19 protein-coding genes and 1 tRNA gene are annotated in these 18140 nt (G+C 40.1%); 3 read left to right on the top strand and 17 right to left on the bottom strand.

Annotated features, from left to right (window positions below):
• Positions 1–5: 5 nt before the first annotated feature.
• Positions 6–1274 carry an outer membrane protein transport protein gene (locus tag EJ103_RS03390; protein ID WP_126006049.1) on the bottom strand — a complete coding sequence of 423 codons (1269 nt, stop codon included), beginning with the start codon at positions 1272–1274 and terminating at the stop codon, positions 6–8.
• Between the two features lie 281 nt (positions 1275–1555).
• Between EJ103_RS03390 and EJ103_RS03385 the strand changes: the two genes are divergently transcribed.
• Positions 1556–1879 (top strand): hypothetical protein, encoded by a 324-nt coding sequence (locus EJ103_RS03385; protein WP_029772472.1) that lies wholly within the window; start codon positions 1556–1558, stop codon positions 1877–1879.
• On the opposite strand, the gene EJ103_RS03380 is transcribed toward EJ103_RS03385, so the two are convergent.
• From EJ103_RS03380 to EJ103_RS03355, 6 genes are all read right to left on the bottom strand, one after another.
• Positions 1839–3065 (bottom strand): HD domain-containing phosphohydrolase, encoded by a 1227-nt coding sequence (locus EJ103_RS03380; protein WP_126006047.1) that lies wholly within the window; start codon positions 3063–3065, stop codon positions 1839–1841. The genes EJ103_RS03385 and EJ103_RS03380 overlap by 41 nt on opposite strands.
• A gap of 140 nt (positions 3066–3205) precedes the next feature.
• The gene (locus tag EJ103_RS03375) at positions 3206–5812 is read right to left on the bottom strand and encodes an EAL domain-containing protein (protein ID WP_126006045.1); all 2607 of its coding nucleotides are present in this window, start codon (positions 5810–5812) and stop codon (positions 3206–3208) included.
• 19 nt (positions 5813–5831) lie between these two features.
• Positions 5832–7466 (bottom strand): HAMP domain-containing methyl-accepting chemotaxis protein, encoded by a 1635-nt coding sequence (locus tag EJ103_RS03370; RefSeq protein WP_126006043.1) that lies wholly within the window; start codon positions 7464–7466, stop codon positions 5832–5834.
• A 166-nt stretch (positions 7467–7632) separates the two neighbouring features.
• A complete protein-coding gene (locus tag EJ103_RS03365; protein ID WP_206435490.1) occupies positions 7633–8238 on the bottom strand; it encodes a response regulator in 606 nt (201 codons plus the stop codon).
• The gene (locus tag EJ103_RS03360; protein ID WP_126006039.1) at positions 8231–9691 is read right to left on the bottom strand and encodes an ATP-binding protein; all 1461 of its coding nucleotides are present in this window, start codon (positions 9689–9691) and stop codon (positions 8231–8233) included. Before EJ103_RS03360 ends, EJ103_RS03365 begins: the two co-directional genes overlap by 8 nt.
• 264 nt (positions 9692–9955) lie before the next feature.
• A tRNA-Arg gene (locus tag EJ103_RS03355) sits at positions 9956–10032 on the bottom strand.
• A 386-nt stretch (positions 10033–10418) separates the two neighbouring features.
• Between EJ103_RS03355 and EJ103_RS03350 the strand changes: the two genes are divergently transcribed.
• The gene (locus EJ103_RS03350) at positions 10419–10601 is read left to right on the top strand and encodes a hypothetical protein (RefSeq protein WP_024031630.1); all 183 of its coding nucleotides are present in this window, start codon (positions 10419–10421) and stop codon (positions 10599–10601) included.
• On the opposite strand, the gene EJ103_RS03345 is transcribed toward EJ103_RS03350, so the two are convergent.
• The 3 genes from EJ103_RS03345 to EJ103_RS03335 are packed head-to-tail and all read right to left on the bottom strand — an operon-like array spanning position 10598 to position 12318.
• Entirely contained in the window at positions 10598–11404 is an 807-nt protein-coding gene (locus EJ103_RS03345; RefSeq protein ID WP_126006037.1) for a phosphotransferase, read from the bottom strand. The two genes, EJ103_RS03350 and EJ103_RS03345, sit on opposite strands and share 4 nt — an antisense overlap.
• Positions 11405–11407: 3 nt before the next feature.
• Entirely contained in the window at positions 11408–12025 is a 618-nt protein-coding gene (gene pnuC, locus EJ103_RS03340; RefSeq protein WP_004588465.1) for a nicotinamide riboside transporter PnuC, read from the bottom strand.
• A 41-nt stretch (positions 12026–12066) separates the two neighbouring features.
• The gene (locus EJ103_RS03335) at positions 12067–12318 is read right to left on the bottom strand and encodes a hypothetical protein (RefSeq protein ID WP_004588464.1); all 252 of its coding nucleotides are present in this window, start codon (positions 12316–12318) and stop codon (positions 12067–12069) included.
• A gap of 98 nt (positions 12319–12416) precedes the next feature.
• On the opposite strand from EJ103_RS03335, the gene EJ103_RS03330 reads away from it, so the two are divergent.
• Complete coding sequence (locus tag EJ103_RS03330) at positions 12417–12656, top strand: DUF2960 domain-containing protein (protein ID WP_004588463.1); 240 nt, start codon at positions 12417–12419, stop codon at positions 12654–12656.
• Positions 12657–12670: 14 nt separating this feature from the next.
• Here EJ103_RS03330 and alr read toward each other — a convergent pair whose 3' ends face one another.
• From alr to rpsR, 7 genes are all read right to left on the bottom strand, one after another.
• Positions 12671–13750, bottom strand: coding sequence for an alanine racemase (gene alr / locus EJ103_RS03325; RefSeq protein ID WP_126006035.1), 1080 nt, complete (start codon positions 13748–13750; stop codon positions 12671–12673).
• Positions 13750–15129 (bottom strand): replicative DNA helicase, encoded by a 1380-nt coding sequence (gene dnaB, locus EJ103_RS03320; RefSeq protein ID WP_126006033.1) that lies wholly within the window; start codon positions 15127–15129, stop codon positions 13750–13752. Before dnaB ends, alr begins: the two co-directional genes overlap by 1 nt.
• 113 nt (positions 15130–15242) lie before the next feature.
• Positions 15243–16181: a DUF4097 family beta strand repeat-containing protein gene (locus EJ103_RS03315; RefSeq protein ID WP_126006031.1), complete on the bottom strand. Its 939-nt coding sequence runs from the start codon at positions 16179–16181 to the stop codon at positions 15243–15245.
• Positions 16182–16190: 9 nt separating this feature from the next.
• Positions 16191–16667, bottom strand: a complete 477-nt coding sequence (locus EJ103_RS03310) for a hypothetical protein (RefSeq protein ID WP_126006029.1) — start codon at positions 16665–16667, stop codon at positions 16191–16193.
• On the bottom strand, positions 16660–17208 hold the full coding sequence (locus tag EJ103_RS03305; protein WP_004588458.1) for an RNA polymerase sigma factor: 549 nt from the start codon (positions 17206–17208) through the stop codon (positions 16660–16662). Before EJ103_RS03305 ends, EJ103_RS03310 begins: the two co-directional genes overlap by 8 nt.
• A gap of 210 nt (positions 17209–17418) precedes the next feature.
• Positions 17419–17871, bottom strand: a complete 453-nt coding sequence (gene rplI, locus EJ103_RS03300; RefSeq protein ID WP_004588457.1) for a 50S ribosomal protein L9 — start codon at positions 17869–17871, stop codon at positions 17419–17421.
• Positions 17872–17906: 35 nt separating this feature from the next.
• Entirely contained in the window at positions 17907–18134 is a 228-nt protein-coding gene (rpsR, locus tag EJ103_RS03295) for a 30S ribosomal protein S18 (protein WP_002962753.1), read from the bottom strand.
• Positions 18135–18140 lie beyond the last annotated feature (6 nt).

The raw sequence follows: 18140 nt of genomic DNA, 5'->3' as shown, positions 1-18140 counted from the left end.
CTACATTAAAATTTGTAGTTGTACTGAGCGCCAATTACAACAGCATGGCCTTTTGACTCAAAGCCCCATTGGCTGCCTGAATCATCAGTTTCAGTAAAGTTCTGTGTTTTACCACGAACAACACTTACACCTAAATCAACATTTGATTGTGTATCGATTGCGTAGTTACCACCAAACGAGAACCAAAAACGGTCAGTATCTGGAATAGAGATAGACAGGTGAGTTTGTGATACTGGCGACTCATCAAACGCTACACCTGCACGAAGAAGTAAGTCTTCGTTGTATTGGTAATCAGCACCGATAGAGTAACGGAATGCATCGTCAAACTGCTCTTGCTTTTCAAAAGCAACAAACTTGTCGCCTGTTGGTGCAGTTACTTGTGCTTCTAGTGACTCAAAGCTACTCCAACCTGTCCATAATACGCTGTAGTGTAAGCCTAGTTTTTCATCTAACTGGTGAGAGCCAGAAAACTCAGCAATAGCAGGTAACGTTAGCTCTACAGAACCTGGTAGTTGTGCACCACCGGTGCCGCCTGCTGCTACTGGTAGGTCGTTTGAGAAATCACCTTCAAATGTGATGTCTGTTTCGCTGCGGTAGTTAAAACCAAAACGGCTATTTTCGTCTAGTTGGTACATTAAGCCAACGTTTAAACCTAGGCCTGTGTCGTCACCTTGAAGGTTTACTGCATCAGCACCAAAATCAAAGCCGCTTGTATTAGCGCCTACTTTACGAATTACCGTTGCATCTGCATAAATGTAGTTTAAGCCAATACCAAAACTAAATTGCTCTGTTACTTTGTATGCAACGCTTGCATTAAAGTTAACGGTCAAAATTTCTGTCTCGCCTGCAATTTGGCCCGCTACGTAGTCATCGTTAAATTCTGTAGATAAACCAAAATTAGAAAACGCACCAAAACCTACTGATACTTTATCGTTATACGGCATAGTAAAGTAAGCGGCAGGTACCACTGCGCTTGGCGCAATGCTATCGTCATCTAACGCACTTGGGTCTATACCGTTGTTAGTAGACTCACCTTCAATGCTTACATCTGGTACTACACCGATTGCTGCAACACTTAATTGCTTATCTTTAAATAAAGTCATTAATGCTGGGTTGCGAGCAACAACAGACGCATCATCTGCAATAGATGCTTCACCGGCGTATGCGCGGCCAAGGCCTGATGCGTTTTGCTCAGCTAACTGAAACGCAGCAGCAAATGTATCTGCAGATACTAACGCAAGCGAAGCTGCGATTAGAGTTTTAGAAAATTTCATTGTTGTGTCCTTAACCAAACAAGCGTTTGGGTATCTATGTGTTGTTATTAGGATTTTAAACTTGGCTACACTACCTTAATTTCTTATAAAAAACTGTAACAAAGCGACAAAAAACACCAAAAAACACGTTTTTTAACTACATTTTAACAACTATTTAAAACTCATCGGAGCAGAAATGTGTTATTAGAGCTTATACTCTAATTGTAATTAATTATCATTTAGATTTACTTGTAATTCCCTGCATTTTAAACTCATTACAAAATCACAAAGGAAGCAAATAGGTGATCATTTTACTTATTATTGCAGGGCTCATTTTTTGTGGCGCCAGTGTGTTTTGTTTTTATAAAGCAAACTATTGTGCCTGCACACAAGCCGGCCAATGCGATAACCCCGTAAACCATTACTGGTTAGGGGCCATGCTAAATGCATTAGTGTCGTTAGCTTTTTGCTGTATTGCACTGCATGTACAGCAAGGAACATTATTATGGCTAACGTTAATGGCAAGTTGTTTTTTAGGCGCTTATATTTCTGCTAAGCGCGAAAAGCTTAAGCGCTGTAAAAAAGCTAATTCAACAAGTGCTCTTTTAACAAACGAGCCAAATTAATTTGATAGTCGAGTGGCTTGATACTCGACACTATTTTAATACTTTGATCAGGTTCATTTAAGTCTAAGTCTTTAGGGGTGACGTGGTGCCCATGCTTAGCATTATAAAATAGCTTAACTTTAGGCTTGATGGGATTTGATTTATTGCCCTCGAGCACGAGAGCTAATCGCTCATTGGTTAATTTAACAATAGTGCCTACTGGGTGCACACCTAAACATTTAATAAAGTGCTGTACTAGCTCTGCATCAAATAGCTCTTTGTTAGCCAACAAATAACGCAGCGCATTAATGGGTTCATCCCCTTCTTGATGTGGTCTATCGGCTGTTAGCGCATCGTACACATCAACAATTGCCATCATGCGCGCTGGGCGACTAAGCTTTTCAGCTGTAATACCACGCGGATAGCCTGAGCCATCTAATCGCTCATGGTGGTTAACTATCATGTCGAGTATTAGGGGAGTAATGCCTTTTTCACCTTTAACCAAACCTAAACCTTGAGCCACATGGCGTTTAATAATATCCATTTCGCTGCTAGTGAGTTTACTTGGCCTAGAAATAATCCCCTGCGGGAGTTTAGCTTGGCCTAAATCGTGAAGTAACGCGCCCATAGCAAGCTGCTGCACGGCTTCTTCTTTATATCCTAAATATTTAGCAAACACGGCGGTGAAAATAGCGCAGTTAATCATGTGGCGCCAATTGTAACTATGTTTGTCTTTTATGCGGGTTAAAATGGTCATTGCACTGGTATTTCTAAATACCGAGCTGACTATATCGTTAGCCATTTCATCAATCACCTTTAAATTAACCGACAGCCCTGTGGTTACATCACCATACAAAGCTTGCAGCTTGCGATTATGCTGCTCAAAGTTGATGCTAGCTTTGGCAAATTCTTGCTCAAGGGTAATCGCAGGTTTTACAGCGGGTGGCTTTGTTTTACTGCTTGAAGTCGTGCTCTTTTGTGAGGGCGCACTCTTAGGTTTGTACTTATCGGGTATGGCGGCATCGCCTTTGGTAAAGTCGATAAGCAGCTCTAAAACGCCTTCGGTTATTAAGCGTTTTATAATTGCCTGGTTTCGCACTAAGCCACTGGTTTTTATTTTTATACTGTTGAGCCCTTCATGCTGTTTGGTAACACTGTCAACAAACATACCTGGGGTGAGCTCTGAAATGGGTAACGCGATGAGCATGGCAGAAGCGTTTTCTACAATTGAATATGCCTACTAAATAGCATTGTTTAACCCTAAAAGTCTACTTTTTGAGATTTAGCAAATAATAAATAACTAGAACCATACTAAAAAGTACAAACCTAGTTATTTTATATTAAGTATTAAGCATTACATTGTGTTGCCAACATACTATGTATTGAATCGCTCGATATAGGCTTTGACAATAAAAACCCTTGTACTTGGTTGCAGCCATTATCTTGTAAAGTTTTGAGTTCGCTTTCCATTTCAACGCCCTCTGCAATCGCTATTAAATTAAAATTATGAGCAAGCGTTATAATGGCCTCTAAGATAGAAACATCACTTTTACTATCAAGTTTAGAGATAAACGAACGATCAATTTTTAATTTGTCAGCGGCAAATTGCTTTAAGTAAGCCATATTAGAGTAACCGGTACCAAAGTCATCTATCGCAAATTTAACACCAAGCTCTTTTAGAGCGGAAATAATAGTTGTTACTTTTTCTGATGATTCTAATAATGCCGATTCGGTCACTTCAAGCTCGAGTAGTTCAGGGCTTAACCCCGACTCAGACAACGCACTCTTTACATCACTTACAAGGCAGCCCTGTGTAAAGTGATGCGCAGAGCAGTTAATAGCTAATACAATTTTTTGACTATATTGCGCTTCCCACTTTGCGGCTTGCTCGCATGTTTGGTTTAAAATCCACTGCGTAATAGGAATAATCAAGCCACTTCGCTCTGCTGCCGGTATAAATTCAGCAGGTGAAACTTGCCCAAGCTCTGCATGCTTCCAGCGTAATAAGGCTTCCACACCAACAACCTTACGACTATTTATATCAAACTGCGGTTGATAGTCTAAATACAGATCTTGCTGCTCAAATGCTTGCCTTAATTGTGTTTGCACATAAAGCTTACGAACCCCTTCTTCACCCATATGCGGTGCGTAAAAACTATATGCATTTTTACCACTGTCTTTTGCATCATAAAGCGCAACATCAGCCGCTTTTAGCATTTCTTCAAAGCTTGTTCCATGCTCAGGATAACGCGCAACGCCAATAGAAGGCGTAATAACAACTTGGTAGTCGTCAATTACAAATGCGGTATTAAACAAAAATAGCATTTCTTTTAATAAAATATTTAGCTGAGCAAGCCCTTGAGTATTGGCTAATAGTAAAAATTCATCTCCCCCTAAACGCGATATAAAATGGCTTTCATTATTAAATTGCTGCAAACGTTTTGCCACTTCAACTAACACTAAATCGCCTGCGCCATGCCCTAATGAGTCGTTAATCGCTTTAAAGTTGTCTAAATCAAGTAAAATGAGCACAACTTCCTGGTGCGTGTAACTTGCCTTAGCAACAGCTTTATCAAACTCTTCTGTTAACTTCCAGCGGTTAATTAAACCTGTTAATGGGTCATGCATCGCCATATAAGCTAGTTTTTCGGCTGCGGCTTTCTTTTCAGATATATCGTGAACACTAATAAATGCGCCAAGCAGCTTTTGCTCTTGTAAGTTTGGATACGCTCTAATTTCTAACGAAAAGGTATGGCCGTGATCATTCGTGTACTCTAATAGCTCAGCTGAGAACTCTTTTGCACTATTTATGTTATCGAGCAAGCTAGGTATAAATGTCGCGTTATGACCAAACAACTCGTTTAGGGTGTAATTTGCATCAACCACATCTTGAGCTATAGCCGTGAGTTTATAAGCCGCTTTATTTAAATAGCGACACCCCCCGTCTAAATTCACAATAATAATTGGTTGGCCTATGCTATCGAGCAATAACTTGGTTTGTATCTCGTGTAGTTTTAAACTTTCTAGTGCGGTGTATTCACGCTTTACCGATAACCCTAACTTGTTATTAAACCAATAAACTAAAAACAACATAGCACCACTTAGGCCAATGGCTATGTATACATAAATAATCCACTCAGCTAAGTAATCTTTTACTGCTAAGCCGGTGACTAGGTAAAGGGCGGTGTCGCCTATGCGCTTATAGTTATATAAACGGTTCTTTTTATCGTAGTAATCAGCACTTTTTAAGGTGCCTGAGTTTGACGTACTCACCATGCTATCTAATAGCTTAGGGTAGTTTTGCTCAGAGCTAGGTAAAAGGCGTGGGTAATGGATTAAATCACTATAAGTATTATCTAAACGTATAGCTAATATGCCATGCTTACCCACATCTATAGAGGCAAAAAGTGCAGTAATTGCATCCAGTGGCATTTGTGTAGAGACCCAGCCCGACAACTCGCCACTTCTTTGTGTAGGAATAATAATATGCAGAGAGTTATTGCCTTGATCTGCGTATAACGTTTCACGCAAAGGCGGTTTTGCTTTAATAAAGCTTTCAAGCTCTACGTGCTCTGCCCCAAGGACAATATCGCCTAACGCGTTGTATACGTTTATATTTGCCAGAGAGTATTGCAGCGACTGGTTATAAGCGAACACTTCTTGCTTTTGTAAAATCACCTGCTGATTTATAAACTGATCTATTTTTCTTAGCGAGCTTAAACGCGGAAAAATAAGACCATCATAAATACGTGACTCTAATGCTAAATTAAGATTGTACTGTTGCGCTATGGTGTGCTTTTGAATTTGCGTATAACTCATGTACAAAAAGCAGCAAAGTAATAGTAATGTCCCGCCCCAAAAGCTTGCCCACTTAAAGGTTTTATTAACTAAAAACGACTTTATATTTAGCTTAGGTTTAGTTTTATCTAGCTCAACACCAATAATGCTATTCATGTATTTATAACCTTAACAGTTAAATTTTAAAGCTCATCACAGCATCATTAAGATCTGCCGCTAAATTATTAAGTTCCTGCGTAGCAACAAATGTCTGATTTGCGCCACTGGCCGTAGAGGTAGATAACTCTTTTACATTGTCTATATTTCGGTTGAGCTCTTTCGTTGCCATAGCTTGTTGTTCTGTGGCTGTAGCAATCACAATATTTTTACCGTTTATCTCACTAATTGCCCGCGTTACTTTCTCAAGTGAGGTGCTTACTTGCTCAGATTGAGTGAGGGTATAGCCTGCTTTTTGCGAGCTCTCTTTTAAAGACTCCACGGTGTTTTTGGTATGGTGTTGAATGTTACTAATTAACGACTCAATCTCTTTAGTAGACTCTTGCGTACGATGAGCAAGCGATCTCACTTCTTCTGCAACAACAGAAAAACCGCGGCCATAGTCTCCTGCACGAGCAGCTTCAATAGCGGCATTAAGTGCAAGTAAGTTGGTTTGATCGGCAATACTTTGAATAACGACCAAAACACTGGCTATTTCATCTGTGCTTTTTTCGAGTGAGCTGGTGCTGCTAGATACGGCTAATACTTCATTTACTAACTCAGAAATTGCGCGCATTGACTCATCTAAATTAGCCTTTGCTTGCTGCGCATCTTGATCGGATGATTGCGATAACGCAGAGGTGACACTGGCATTATGCGAAACTTCGTCAATCGCAATATTCATTTGCGAAATTGATTCTGAAGACTGATCTATTTGCTCACTTTGCGAGCGTAAATCATTATTACTTTGCGCCATCACTTCATTAATTTGAAATGCAGCTGAGGACAGGTTTTGTGAGCTTAAAGTAATTTTTTCAACCATGCTTGATAAGTTATGCTGCATAGCGCGCATGCTATGAAAAAGCAGACTGGTTTCGTCATTATGTGCTTCGTTAATTTCAATTTGGTTGTTTAAATTGCCCTGTGAAATGCTATTTAACAGTATTACAGCCTGATTTAGTGGAGTAACAATACTGCGAATAAATAACATTCCCAGCAATATATTAATTATCACAGCGGCTAAAATAACAGCAACAAGAATTATGATTGCGTTATTAAATGTTTGATCCGCAGAGCGAGTTGCTTTGCTCACGCCCACTTCATTATATTTAATAAGCGCGCCTAAGTGGCGGTATAGCTCACTGCCTTTAACAGCCAGCTCTTTATTGAGCTCTATTGAGCGCTGCTGGCTTAGCGAGTTGTTTTCTATTTTGCCAATAAGCTCATTTAGGCTTTGAAAATAAGTATTAACCGCAGTACTGAGCTGATTAGCTATTGCGGTTTTTTCTGGATCATTATGTGCATTTTTTAAAGAAAATAAGGTGGTTGTAATATTTGCTTCGTTTTGCACAATAATTTGTTTACTCGTGGCAATCACTGAAGAGAGCTCTGTGGCACGAATGCGCTGACCTTCTAAGCGAATACTCGCAATATCATTACTTAGCTCTTGCGCTTGTATAAGGCCTGGCACCCAATACTCATTAATGGTGTTCGTTATAGAGTTAACTTTAGATAAAACAAAAAAAGCACCGCTACCAATTAGGCATGATACTAATGTTAAAAATGCGCAAAATAATACAGCTCGTTTTGCGATGCTTACTTTTCTAATATCCATTATATTTCACAGTAGTTTAAATTGTGCGCAATGCTACGCTGTAAACTTTATAATGAAAATTGTACTCAAATGTTACTGTATCTGTACGTGCGTATGTACTGCCTATACCTTGGTATAGGGTGATTGATCCTAAAGTTAATGAGGTGTTTTATTAGGCATTTATTCATTAACCATTCATCGAAGAAAGTAACATTTCGTTCATTCTTACTAATTCGGCAAATGAACTGGCTTGCATTTTTTTAGAGGCATTCGCACGGTGAATTTTTACTGTTATTAGGCTTAAATTAAGCTCAGATGCAATTTGTTTATTAAGTAAACCACTTACAGCCATACTCATTACTTCTCGTTCTCGCATACTTAACTGCTTATATTTTTGTTGTAATTGCAGTAGCTTTAGATGCGATTGGCTTTTTTGTAGGCCTTGCATTATTGCATCAAGTAAATCTTGCTCTCTAAAAGGCTTAGTTAAAAAGTCGATAGCACCAGCTTTCATTGCCTTAACCGACATAGCAATATCGCCATAACCCGTTATAAAAATAATGGGGATTTGTAAGCCTAATTGCTTTAAGTTATTTTGAAAATCTAGCCCATTATCCAAATTAACTCTCACATCTAAAATTAGGCAACTAGGGCGAGTTTGATCTACAGTGGCATTAAATTCGTGAATAGAGCCATAGCCGCAAAAGTCCAATCCTACAGAGCGCACAAGGCTGCCTATAGCCTCACGAATTGCTTGTTCATCATCAATCACGATTACTAAAGGCTTATTCATATACTTCTCCCCCATCACATTGAGCCTTTAGGCTTAATATGACACATGCTCCCCCTGTTGGATTGTTACTAATTTTAATGCTCCCGTTATGATCTTTAATAATAGTGCTGCAGATAGTAAGCCCCATTCCCATGCCATTTTTTTTGGTTGTGTAAAACGCATTAAAAAATTTTGACGCACTATCACTTTTAAAACCAGGCCCATTATCTTTCATTGTTATCTCTATATTTGGGCCATTTATTTGTACCGTAATACTAATTTTTTTATCTGCTTGATCATGTTTAAACGCCTGAATACTATTAAGTAAGAGGTTAATTATCACTTGCTGAAGAGCCACTTTATTAGCAAATAAAGTGCAATCAGCCGAGTTCCCTTGATAATCAATTGCCACATCTGTTTTATTAATTAACCCATCCATAAGGGCAAATGATTCGCTAAATATACTATTAATTGGCACTAAGGTTTTATCGATAGGTGATTTTTTAGCAAGTGCATAAATGCACTGAATAATGTCACTGGCCTTTTGAGCCCCTTTATTAATTCCAAGTAAATTTTGTTTTATTTCGTGCGTGTTTATCGGGCTTTGCGCAAGCCAGCGCCCTGCAGCTTCGCTATTTATAGTAATTGCTGAGAGCGGCTGATTAATATCATGGGCGAGCGTAGTCGTCAGCTCTCCAAGCACACTTACACGGTTTGCATGAGCCAGATCAGACTGGGCTTTGGTTTTAGCAAATTCATTTAACTTAAACTTTGTAATATCTTGAATTGCGCCAATGTATACAGCCCTTGTATCGCCAAGGGGTACCCTTTTTAACAGCATACAAACATATTTAATTTTATGATTTGAAAGCATTAGCCTAAATTGCACAGAAACAAGGGATGATTCATCACTAAATTCAGTTAACGCTTCTTTTAAATTAACTATATCTGCACGATGTACTCGTCGATAAATACATGCCAACGTTGGCTGTTTAGTTAAATCATAATCAAAAATACGGGCCGTTTCATGTGACCAAGTAACTTGTTTTGTTGGGGAATCGAAGCGAATACTGCCTGTTTTGCTCAGCTCTTGAGTTTGCGTTAAAAGCTCTTCGCTGTAGCGTAGCTTTTCACTTTTTAATTTGTTTTTTCTGATCAAAAAGGTGGTGCTAATAATAGCAACTAGGTTGACAAAGCAGTGGGCAAATTCGATAGACCATATGTTGTTATAATGGCCAAGTAAGAAGGCTAAAACGGTTAGCAGCATACAGGCTGCACTTAAGCCATATACTCGCTGTAGCGATTCTTTATTAGAGTAAAAAATTATAACAACAATATAAAAGACAGGAATAGAGATATTAATTGAGCAAAATGTATCGACAAAAAATATTGCCAAAATAACAGCAATCAATACTGAGGCTGTAATTACAGGTTTTACAGAGTTAATCCAATAAATATTAAAAATTGTATACACGAATAGGCCGCCAAAACATAGGTTAATAAATGAATAAAAAATATCCCTATGATTCAAAAGCTAATGAGCATCACTTTAGAATAAAACACAGCCAAAACGTTATGAGTTTTAGTCTAACATCCAAGAGTAAATTACATTTGTTACAAGTATATGAATAATTATTATATATTAATACAAAAATATGCATTTAAGCGCATATTTCCTCAAGGGGGCTTTTTTGGTGTAAGGTATGGAAGATAAATAATATTGAAGTGATTTGTAAAATGGCCCGCCCGAGAGGATTCGAACCTCTGGCCTCACCCTCCGGAGGGGTGCGCTCTATCCAGCTGAGCTACGGGCGGCCAATAATCATAACTACTAATGAGTTAGAGGATAATTACCTTAAGTTGTAATGTGAACTTACAAAAATGCATTATAAGCTCACTATTACTGCGCTTGTTTTATATAGCTCACCACAAGGTGGACCACGTGATATCCATTTCACCACAAAAGCACATTTGTTGCCAAAACACTAACTCGCGATATCAATGCTTTAGCACTGGCAATAATAAAGAGATCTTTAAATAAATACCAGCATCATTGAGTTATATGCCTATAAATCAAACTGTTTTTGATAAAACACTTCACAACTTGCCAAAAACAAGCTATTTATTGGTATTCGATAAAAAAATAGTAACCGTTTGGCAACATGTTCTGAATGCTTACGGATTATATAGAGGATGTAATTATGAGTTTAATGTCGACTGAGCAAGTGGCTGAGTTTTTAGGTGTAAAAGCCGAGCGGGTAAAACGCCTTGCTCGTGAGAGCTTGCTTATTGCCAAGTCTGAAGATGAAAACGGTGAACCCCAATTTGATGCTGACGAAGTAGCAAAGTACAAAGAGCTTGCCGCGCGTTTTGGCGGGCTTTAATCTTTTATCTCGTTTAATAACTTATTTAGCTGCGCGCGTAATGTGCTTGCCTTATTATTTATGTCGCGCTGCTCATACCACCCTATACACAACACCAAAAACACCACTTTAAAGTAACGTAGCTTGTCATAAGCGCAATAAAACTCACTGGGTATTGCTTGCTGGGCGCTATATTGCTCAAGCAAAGTGTGCTCTGCGTGCGCATTTAGCTCTAAGCTAACCGCAAGTGCCGCTAAATCAAAATACACGTCGTTTGTTTGCGCATATTCAAAGTCAATCAAATACATGCCACTTGAATTTACTATTAGGTTATCTTTAACTAAATCGTTATGACAAAAGCCACTGTTGTAGGGCATGTCATTAATGGCGCTTAGCGTATCTTCAATTAAGCGGCTGTGCTGTTGATATATGTTGCTATTAGCGTAATACACAAGCTCTTTTGCAATATCCATTGGCTGTGTAGCTAGAGGGTAACTATGAACGCGTGCCAACTTCTCAACTAGGTCAATACTGTAATTATTAGTAGCAATATCACCACAAATATAGCGAAATGCAGCTCGCCTGTTAGCCTTATCGAGCCAAATGGGTTTAGGGCAAACGTTATGTTGGCTAAGTGCAGTTTGGGCTTGTAGCCCTATTTTAGGCCAATGTGATTTGTAGCATTTTAATAAGTAGTTTTGCTGTGCGGTTTTTATTAGGTAATTGTCGTTACTTAAACCATTCACTAATTTAGTGGTTTGTAGCACGTGTTCAGGTGCCACAAACTCACTACATAACGCGGCAATATTTGGATTACGATGCATGCGTTATAATTGCGCTAATGGCTTAGCTTGGCTTTGCTCGTACTCTTCGTACCAGGTTTTAAATCCCCACGCGGCCATAATAGTGTAAAAAATAAATAGCGCGAGCGTTGGGTAATAGCCTTTTTCGTAATACAAATACATAGAGGCCGCATCAATAACAATCCAATACAGCCAGTTTTCGAGTACTTTTTTAGCAACCAAATACGTGGTTACCACCGCAAAACAGGTTGTAAAGCTATCTAGGTAGGCAAAATCGGCGTGGGTGTAGTTTTGCATTACATAGCCAATAATAATGGCCGCTAAGCTCGTAGCGCCTATAAGAATGGCGTGGCGTTGTGTAGACCATGAGGTAATACTAATATTATCTGCTTTGCCTTTGCGCCATACCATCCAGCCAAATACAGCCATGTACATGTAATAAAAATTGAGTAGCGACTCCATAAGCAGCGCGCCATTCCAGTACATTATGGTATAAATAAGCGTGCTAAAAAAAGCGGCAGGCCAGCACCATAAGCTCTCTTTTATTGCCAGTAACAAATAAGCAATAGACAACCCTACCGCAATATATTCCCAATGCGACATTGCTGTAAAACCACTTAAGGTTTGTGTTAAAAAATCCATGTGTGCGGTTACCGTTTTTAATACACGTTAAATAAAGGCGATTACTCTGGAGATAAATCGCCAGATAAAAACTTACAAACAAAAATAGCCTTACCAAACTCTTCGTACGAGCGTTTAATTTCGGTGTTTAGCACTTGCATTACTAAATCGTAATCGCCAAAAATTTGCGTAGAAAGCGTGTTGGTGATCACTTTTAAGTTGTCGTATTCGTTTAAACGGTCAATAAAGCCCTTAATAAACGGGATGTAATCTTGATGAAGTGGGTATTTACTGATCTCTACTGATAATTTCATTTTAAACTCTACTTTTAATTATTTGATTTCAACAAATCGTTCAATGCCAGTTCAATACAGTGTAAAATTACACTTACACTCAATTAGCTGAGCTTATTATGGCACGCAGAATAACCTATACATTTAAAAACCAACCGCGCGAAATTAACTTCGCAAAAGACAAATACCACGACATGTATCAAGCTATTGCCGCTGCCGAAGGTATTGATTTAACTAACTACTTAAACATGGTACGCCAAATAGAAATGACCTCAAAAGGCTCTTCGGCTGTACGTAACTTTCGTGACCAAGAATTTGCCCGTATGGGCTTTAGTGATATTTACTTTATTAAAGAATAAATATCACTTATTAACTATCGCTGGTACTCGTAACTTACGCGCGGTGTAATATTACACAGTAATTCGTAAGGGATAGTATCGGCGCAGTGGGCTATTTCTTCAACCGGAAGCTCCGGCCCCCACATTGTAACGCTGTCGCCTACTTTAACATTGTGCTCGTTTTCGCCTATATCAATGCTTATCATATCCATAGACACACTGCCTACAATACCGTAACGCTGCCCTGCAATCATAACCGGTGTGCCTTCTTTGGCATGACGCGGATAGCCATCGCCATAACCCATAGCCACTACGGCTAATTGGGTCGGTTTATCACTTTGCCAACGGCCTCCGTACCCTACACGCTCGTGTGCGGCAACATCACGCACTGCAATCACCTTTGTGGTTAAACGCATGACCGGCTTTAAATTGTGTTCTTGCCCTGTGCAGTTTGTCATTGGCGACACCCCGTAAAGCATAAGTCCTGGGCGTATCCAATCACCGTGTCCTGCTGGCCAAGCTATAATACCGGCCGAGTTTGATAAACAATGTGCTTGGTCTATGCCCTTTACAAGCGTATCAAATAAGCTAATTTGCTGTGCCGTTTTAGTATTGTGCGTATCATCGGCACACGAAAAATGGGTCATCAAGTTAATGGTGCTTTTAGCATTGGGTGTGCGCTGCAAGCGGCTATAAAATGCGTCAAACTGCTCCGGTGCTATGCCTAATCGATGCATGCCGGTGTTTATTTTTAGCCAGCAAGTAATTGGCGCATCTAAGGTGGCATTTTCTATTGCTGCAAGCTGGTTTTCGTCGTGCACAATAGTTTGAAAATTATTAGCCAATAAAATAGGTAAGTCGGCTTTATTAAAAAAACCTTCAAGCAGTACTATTGGCTTTGTTAAACCACCGGCGCGCAGTGCGAGGGCTTCATCAATTCGGGCAACAGCAAATGCATCAGCACTATTTAAGTGCTGGGCAATTTTTACTAAACCATGCCCATACGCATTGGCTTTTAATACCGCCATTATTTTGCTATTTGGCGCAAAACGTTTTACCTGCGATAAATTATGCGCAAGGGCGGTTAGGTTAATTTCGGCAGTGGCTAGGCGCATTAGTATTCATCATCAACTGCTGGCCCCGCGTAATTATCAAAGCGAGAAAATTGCCCTTGGAAGGTTAAGCGCACTTTACCAATTGGGCCGTTACGCTGTTTACCTATGATAATTTCGGCGATGCCTTTTTCTGTACTGTCTTCGTTGTATACCTCATCACGGTATATAAACATGATTAAATCGGCATCTTGCTCTATCGAACCCGACTCACGTAAATCTGAGTTAATTGGGCGTTTATCGGCACGTTGCTCTAGCGTACGGTTTAGCTGCGAAAGCGCAATAACCGGGCACTGTAACTCTTTAGCGAGCGCTTTTAATGAACGCGATATTTCGGCAATCTCTAAAGTACGATTATCTGATAAACTAGGTACGCGCATTAACTGAAGGTAATCGACCATGATCATACTAATACCACCGTGGTCTCGCGCTATACGTCTTGCACGTGAACGCACATCGGTAGGTGTAAGCCCCGATGCATCATCAACATACATTTTGCCTTTTTCCATCAACAGCCCCATAGTTGATGAAAGGCGTGCCCAATCGTCATCATCTAGCTGGCCAGTACGTACCTTAGTTTGGTTAATACGACCAAGTGATGCCAACATCCTCATCATAATTTGTTCAGAGGGCATCTCTAATGAGTAAATAAGCACAGGCTTGTCTTGCGTCATTGCGGCGTGCTCAGCAAGGTTCATCGCAAAGGTGGTTTTACCCATTGAAGGACGTGCTGCAACAATAATTAAATCAGAAGGCTGCATACCTGCTGTCATTTTATCTAAATCAGCATACCCAGTGCTTACACCGGTTACACCGTCTTGCGGCGACTGGTATAGCTCTTCGATTTTATCGACGGTTTTTTCAAGAATGTTATGAATGCTTTGCGGGCCTTCGGTACTTTTTGTACGTTGCTCAGCAATTTTAAATACCTTACTCTCGGCAAAGTCTAATAAGTCGTGGCTGGTGCGCCCTTCTGGGTTAAAACCAGCTTCGGCTATTTCATTAGCTACGCCAATCATTTCGCGTACTACCGCGCGCTCACGCACAATATTGGCGTATGCATCGATATTGGCAGCACTTGGGGTGTTTTTAGCTATTTCAGCTAAGTAAGCAAAACCACCAATACCAGCAAGTTGATTATTTTTTTCAAGGCTTTCTGAAATTGTAATTAAATCTATCGGATCGCCAATTTCAGCAAGCGCGGTCATGGCTTCAAAAATAAGCTTATGGGTGCGGGTATAAAAGTCCTGCGCAACAACCAGCTCTGCTACGCGGTCAAACGCTTGGTTATCAAGCATTAAGCCACCTAAAACAGATTGTTCAGCTTCTATTGAATGGGGAGGAACTTTAAGGGTATCGACTTGCTTATCTGGTTTGGCCATAACTTCACAGTACTAAAATTGAATGGCTCTATTCTATCGACTTGGCGGGGCTGTGCAAATAGCAAAGCAGGAAATCTTTTCCTGCTTTTTGTAATCATACACGCTAATTAGCGTTATTTAGTTCGCAGCTCAATGCGCCCGCTTATAGTATCCATTTCAACACTTGCGCTGCCACCATTTGCGCTAAACTCTAAATCACTAGAAGGGCCGTATTTAGCTTTAGTCACTTTATCGCGGGTTACTTTATTAATAATTTTACCGTTGGCGTGCGCTTTAATCTCAAACTGAGCCGACACGCTTTGCGGGAAGTAAAAATCAGCATCACCACTTACCGACTCATAGCGAACATCAGCCCCTTTTAGCAGTTCGCTGATGTGTATTTCAGCTTCGCCGTTTACAGTATTAATACGTAAGCTTTTTATGCTCGATAATGTAAAATCGATATCGCCATTTACGTTTTCTAATCGTACGTCGTTTGCGGTTGTGCTTGATTTAATATCGCCATTTACGGCACTAAAACGCAGCTCTCCGCTTGATTGCTTATCGTTTATTTCACCGTTTACGGTTTCAAATTGAATATTGCCGCTTAAGTTCTGTGCGTTTACATCGCCATTTACGGTGCTTAATTTAACAGTACCGCTAATGTCATTTACCGTAATTTCACCATTAACAACATCAACCTCAGCGCCTTTTTTAAGTGTTTTTGCAGTCACTGACACATTTACGCCAGCAAATTCTAAGCGACTACTTTTTGGCATAAATACCGTTAAGTTAGAGCCATCTCCATTGTTACCCCATCCCAAATTGCGTGGCATTTTTACTATAAATTCGGTTTTATCGCCTGTCGTTTTAAGCTCAAACCCTTCGGCCTTGTCATCCAGCTCGCCGGAGACTTTAAATTCGTTTTTATCCCAGCCGGTTATGTTTACATCGCCACGTTGGTTTTCAATAAAAATAGTGCCGCCGCTTGGTACCTCTATTTGCTTATCTATTTTTTCGCCCGCTAAAACGCTCAGTGGTAATAGGCTTAGCCCAAGTAAAATTGCTTTCATGTTATTCCCCTATATTTGCTGCCAACGCGGTGCATGCACCTTGTTAATTAAGTCGAGTTGTTGCTGGTAAACTTGCGCCAACATGGTCAGTAATGCCTGATTTTGTGGCTCGTTTTCAAGTGCCTGTTTAATTGCTTGCTCTGCTTCTTCAAGCTCTTGTAACTGTGCTTGCCAGTTATTGGTAAGTGCATCCTGGTTTTTGTACTGCACTAATAAACTTTGCTTTTGCGCTTTAAAATAATCGCTCATAGCAGCCACATGGCTTGGCTCGTTATTGCTCATAAATATATTTATTGCTAATAACGCCGCTGCACTGCACGCAGCAATAGCGCTCAATTTAGGCCATAATGGCGCTTTAACAGCAGGTGGCTTAGCTGTAACTATGGCGTGCTCAATGCCCTGCCAAAGTGCTTTATTGGGCGCTATGTCTTTATTTAAATTGTTTAAAGACTCGTTTAAGTAGTCATCAAAATTTTGTTTACTCATACTCGTACCACTCTTGTAATAACTGCCTTGCACGATGATATTGCGACTTACTCGACCCAACTGCCATTCCCAATTGCTGGGCTATTTCTTCGTGGCGGTAGCCTTCAATAGCATATAAAACAAACACCATGCGGGCGCGCTCTGGTAGGCGAACAATTAATTTATCTAACCCGTTTAATCCCTTACAGCTTTGCGCGCTTTGCTCATCCATACCGCTTTGTTCTATGCTCACAACTTTGTTTAACCAGCTTTTATGCTTGCGTACATAACTAATCGCAATGTTGCTTGCTACGCTATATAGCCAAGTAGAAAATTGTGAGCGCCCGTCAAACTGCGCTATTTTATGCCAAACTTGCACAAATACCTCTTGGGCGGCATCTTCAGCGTGCGCTTCATCGGCCAGTAAGCGCAAACATAAACCGTAAACACGCTTTATATGCAGCTCATATAATGCTTTATAAGCATTTTGATCCCCCGCTTTAACACGCTCAATGAGTGCAAGGTCGCATAGGGGCGTGTGCTCGGGTTTTGTGTGTAACATCCGTGATGTCGCCTTTTAATTATTTTTATTTAAAAACGTGTATTAATGAGTGTATTGATTACTAAGACGCAAAGACAGACAAGAAAGGTTTAAACTAATAATAAAAATAGTTTAATAATTTTATATAGAGCTATTAGATGGGTATTAAAGAGGAATTTTAGATACAAAAAAGCCGCGCTAAAAGCACGGCTTTTTGGGCTTAATTAAAAATTAAGCTTCAGCAATAACGATTACTTTAATAGTAGCTGTTACGTCTGAGTGTACTGCGATTGCAACGTCGAATTCGCCAGTTTCACGGATAGTACCGTGAGGTAAACGAACTTCTGATTTAGCAACTTCAACACCAACAGCTGAGATAGCGTCAGCGATGTCACGAGTACCGATTGAACCGAATAGCTTACCTTCGTCACCAGCTTTAGATACTAAAGTAACTTCTGCTAATGCTTCTAGTTTGTCAGCGCGTGCTTGTGCTGCAGTTAACTGTTCAGCGATTTTCGCTTCTAAGTCTGCGCGACGAGCATCAAACGTTTCAATGTTTGCTTTAGTTGCAGGAACTGCCTTACCTTGCGGGAAAAGGAAGTTACGTGCGAAGCCAGATTTAACAACAACCTGGTCACCTAGGCCACCTAGGTTAGCGATCTTATCTAGTAGAATAACTTGCATGTTTCTACACCTTTTAAAAACTGTTAATCCGCTGCTTACTTATGTAAGTCAGTGTATGGAAGAAGGGCTAAGTAGCGAGCACGCTTAATAGCAGTTGCTAGCTGGCGCTGGTATTTAGCGCTAGTACCTGTAATACGGCTAGGTACGATTTTGCCACTTTCTGTAACATAGTTTCTAAGAGTAGCTAGATCTTTGTAATCGATTTGTTGTACGCCTTCCGCTTTAAAGCGGCAGAACTTACGACGTCTGAAATAACGTGCCATGAGATT

This window comes from Pseudoalteromonas sp. Xi13 (genome assembly GCF_003952205.1).
GTDB classification, from domain to species: Bacteria; Pseudomonadota; Gammaproteobacteria; order Enterobacterales; family Alteromonadaceae; genus Pseudoalteromonas; species Pseudoalteromonas atlantica.
This window is presented reverse-complemented; position numbering and strand designations above follow the sequence as displayed.

Bases quoted from the DNA above. Each gene is read 5' to 3' on its own strand.
- EJ103_RS03390 (WP_126006049.1), bottom strand. From the start codon at position 1,274: ATGAAATTTTCTAAAACTCTAATCGCAGCTTCGCTTGCGTTAGTATCT.
- EJ103_RS03380 (WP_126006047.1), bottom strand. From the start codon at position 3,065: ATGCTCATCGCGTTACCCATTTCAGAGCTCACCCCAGGTATGTTTGTT.
- EJ103_RS03375 (WP_126006045.1), bottom strand. From the start codon at position 5,812: ATGAATAGCATTATTGGTGTTGAGCTAGATAAAACTAAACCTAAGCTA.
- EJ103_RS03370 (WP_126006043.1), bottom strand. From the start codon at position 7,466: ATGGATATTAGAAAAGTAAGCATCGCAAAACGAGCTGTATTATTTTGC.
- EJ103_RS03365 (WP_206435490.1), bottom strand. From the start codon at position 8,238: ATGAATAAGCCTTTAGTAATCGTGATTGATGATGAACAAGCAATTCGT.
- EJ103_RS03350 (WP_024031630.1), top strand. From the start codon at position 10,419: ATGAGTTTAATGTCGACTGAGCAAGTGGCTGAGTTTTTAGGTGTAAAA.
- EJ103_RS03345 (WP_126006037.1), bottom strand. From the start codon at position 11,404: ATGCATCGTAATCCAAATATTGCCGCGTTATGTAGTGAGTTTGTGGCA.
- pnuC (WP_004588465.1), bottom strand. From the start codon at position 12,025: ATGGATTTTTTAACACAAACCTTAAGTGGTTTTACAGCAATGTCGCAT.
- EJ103_RS03335 (WP_004588464.1), bottom strand. From the start codon at position 12,318: ATGAAATTATCAGTAGAGATCAGTAAATACCCACTTCATCAAGATTAC.
- EJ103_RS03330 (WP_004588463.1), top strand. From the start codon at position 12,417: ATGGCACGCAGAATAACCTATACATTTAAAAACCAACCGCGCGAAATT.
- alr (WP_126006035.1), bottom strand. From the start codon at position 13,750: ATGCGCCTAGCCACTGCCGAAATTAACCTAACCGCCCTTGCGCATAAT.
- dnaB (WP_126006033.1), bottom strand. From the start codon at position 15,129: ATGGCCAAACCAGATAAGCAAGTCGATACCCTTAAAGTTCCTCCCCAT.
- EJ103_RS03315 (WP_126006031.1), bottom strand. From the start codon at position 16,181: ATGAAAGCAATTTTACTTGGGCTAAGCCTATTACCACTGAGCGTTTTA.
- EJ103_RS03310 (WP_126006029.1), bottom strand. From the start codon at position 16,667: ATGAGTAAACAAAATTTTGATGACTACTTAAACGAGTCTTTAAACAAT.
- EJ103_RS03305 (WP_004588458.1), bottom strand. From the start codon at position 17,208: ATGTTACACACAAAACCCGAGCACACGCCCCTATGCGACCTTGCACTC.
- rplI (WP_004588457.1), bottom strand. From the start codon at position 17,871: ATGCAAGTTATTCTACTAGATAAGATCGCTAACCTAGGTGGCCTAGGT.
- rpsR (WP_002962753.1), bottom strand. From the start codon at position 18,134: ATGGCACGTTATTTCAGACGTCGTAAGTTCTGCCGCTTTAAAGCGGAA.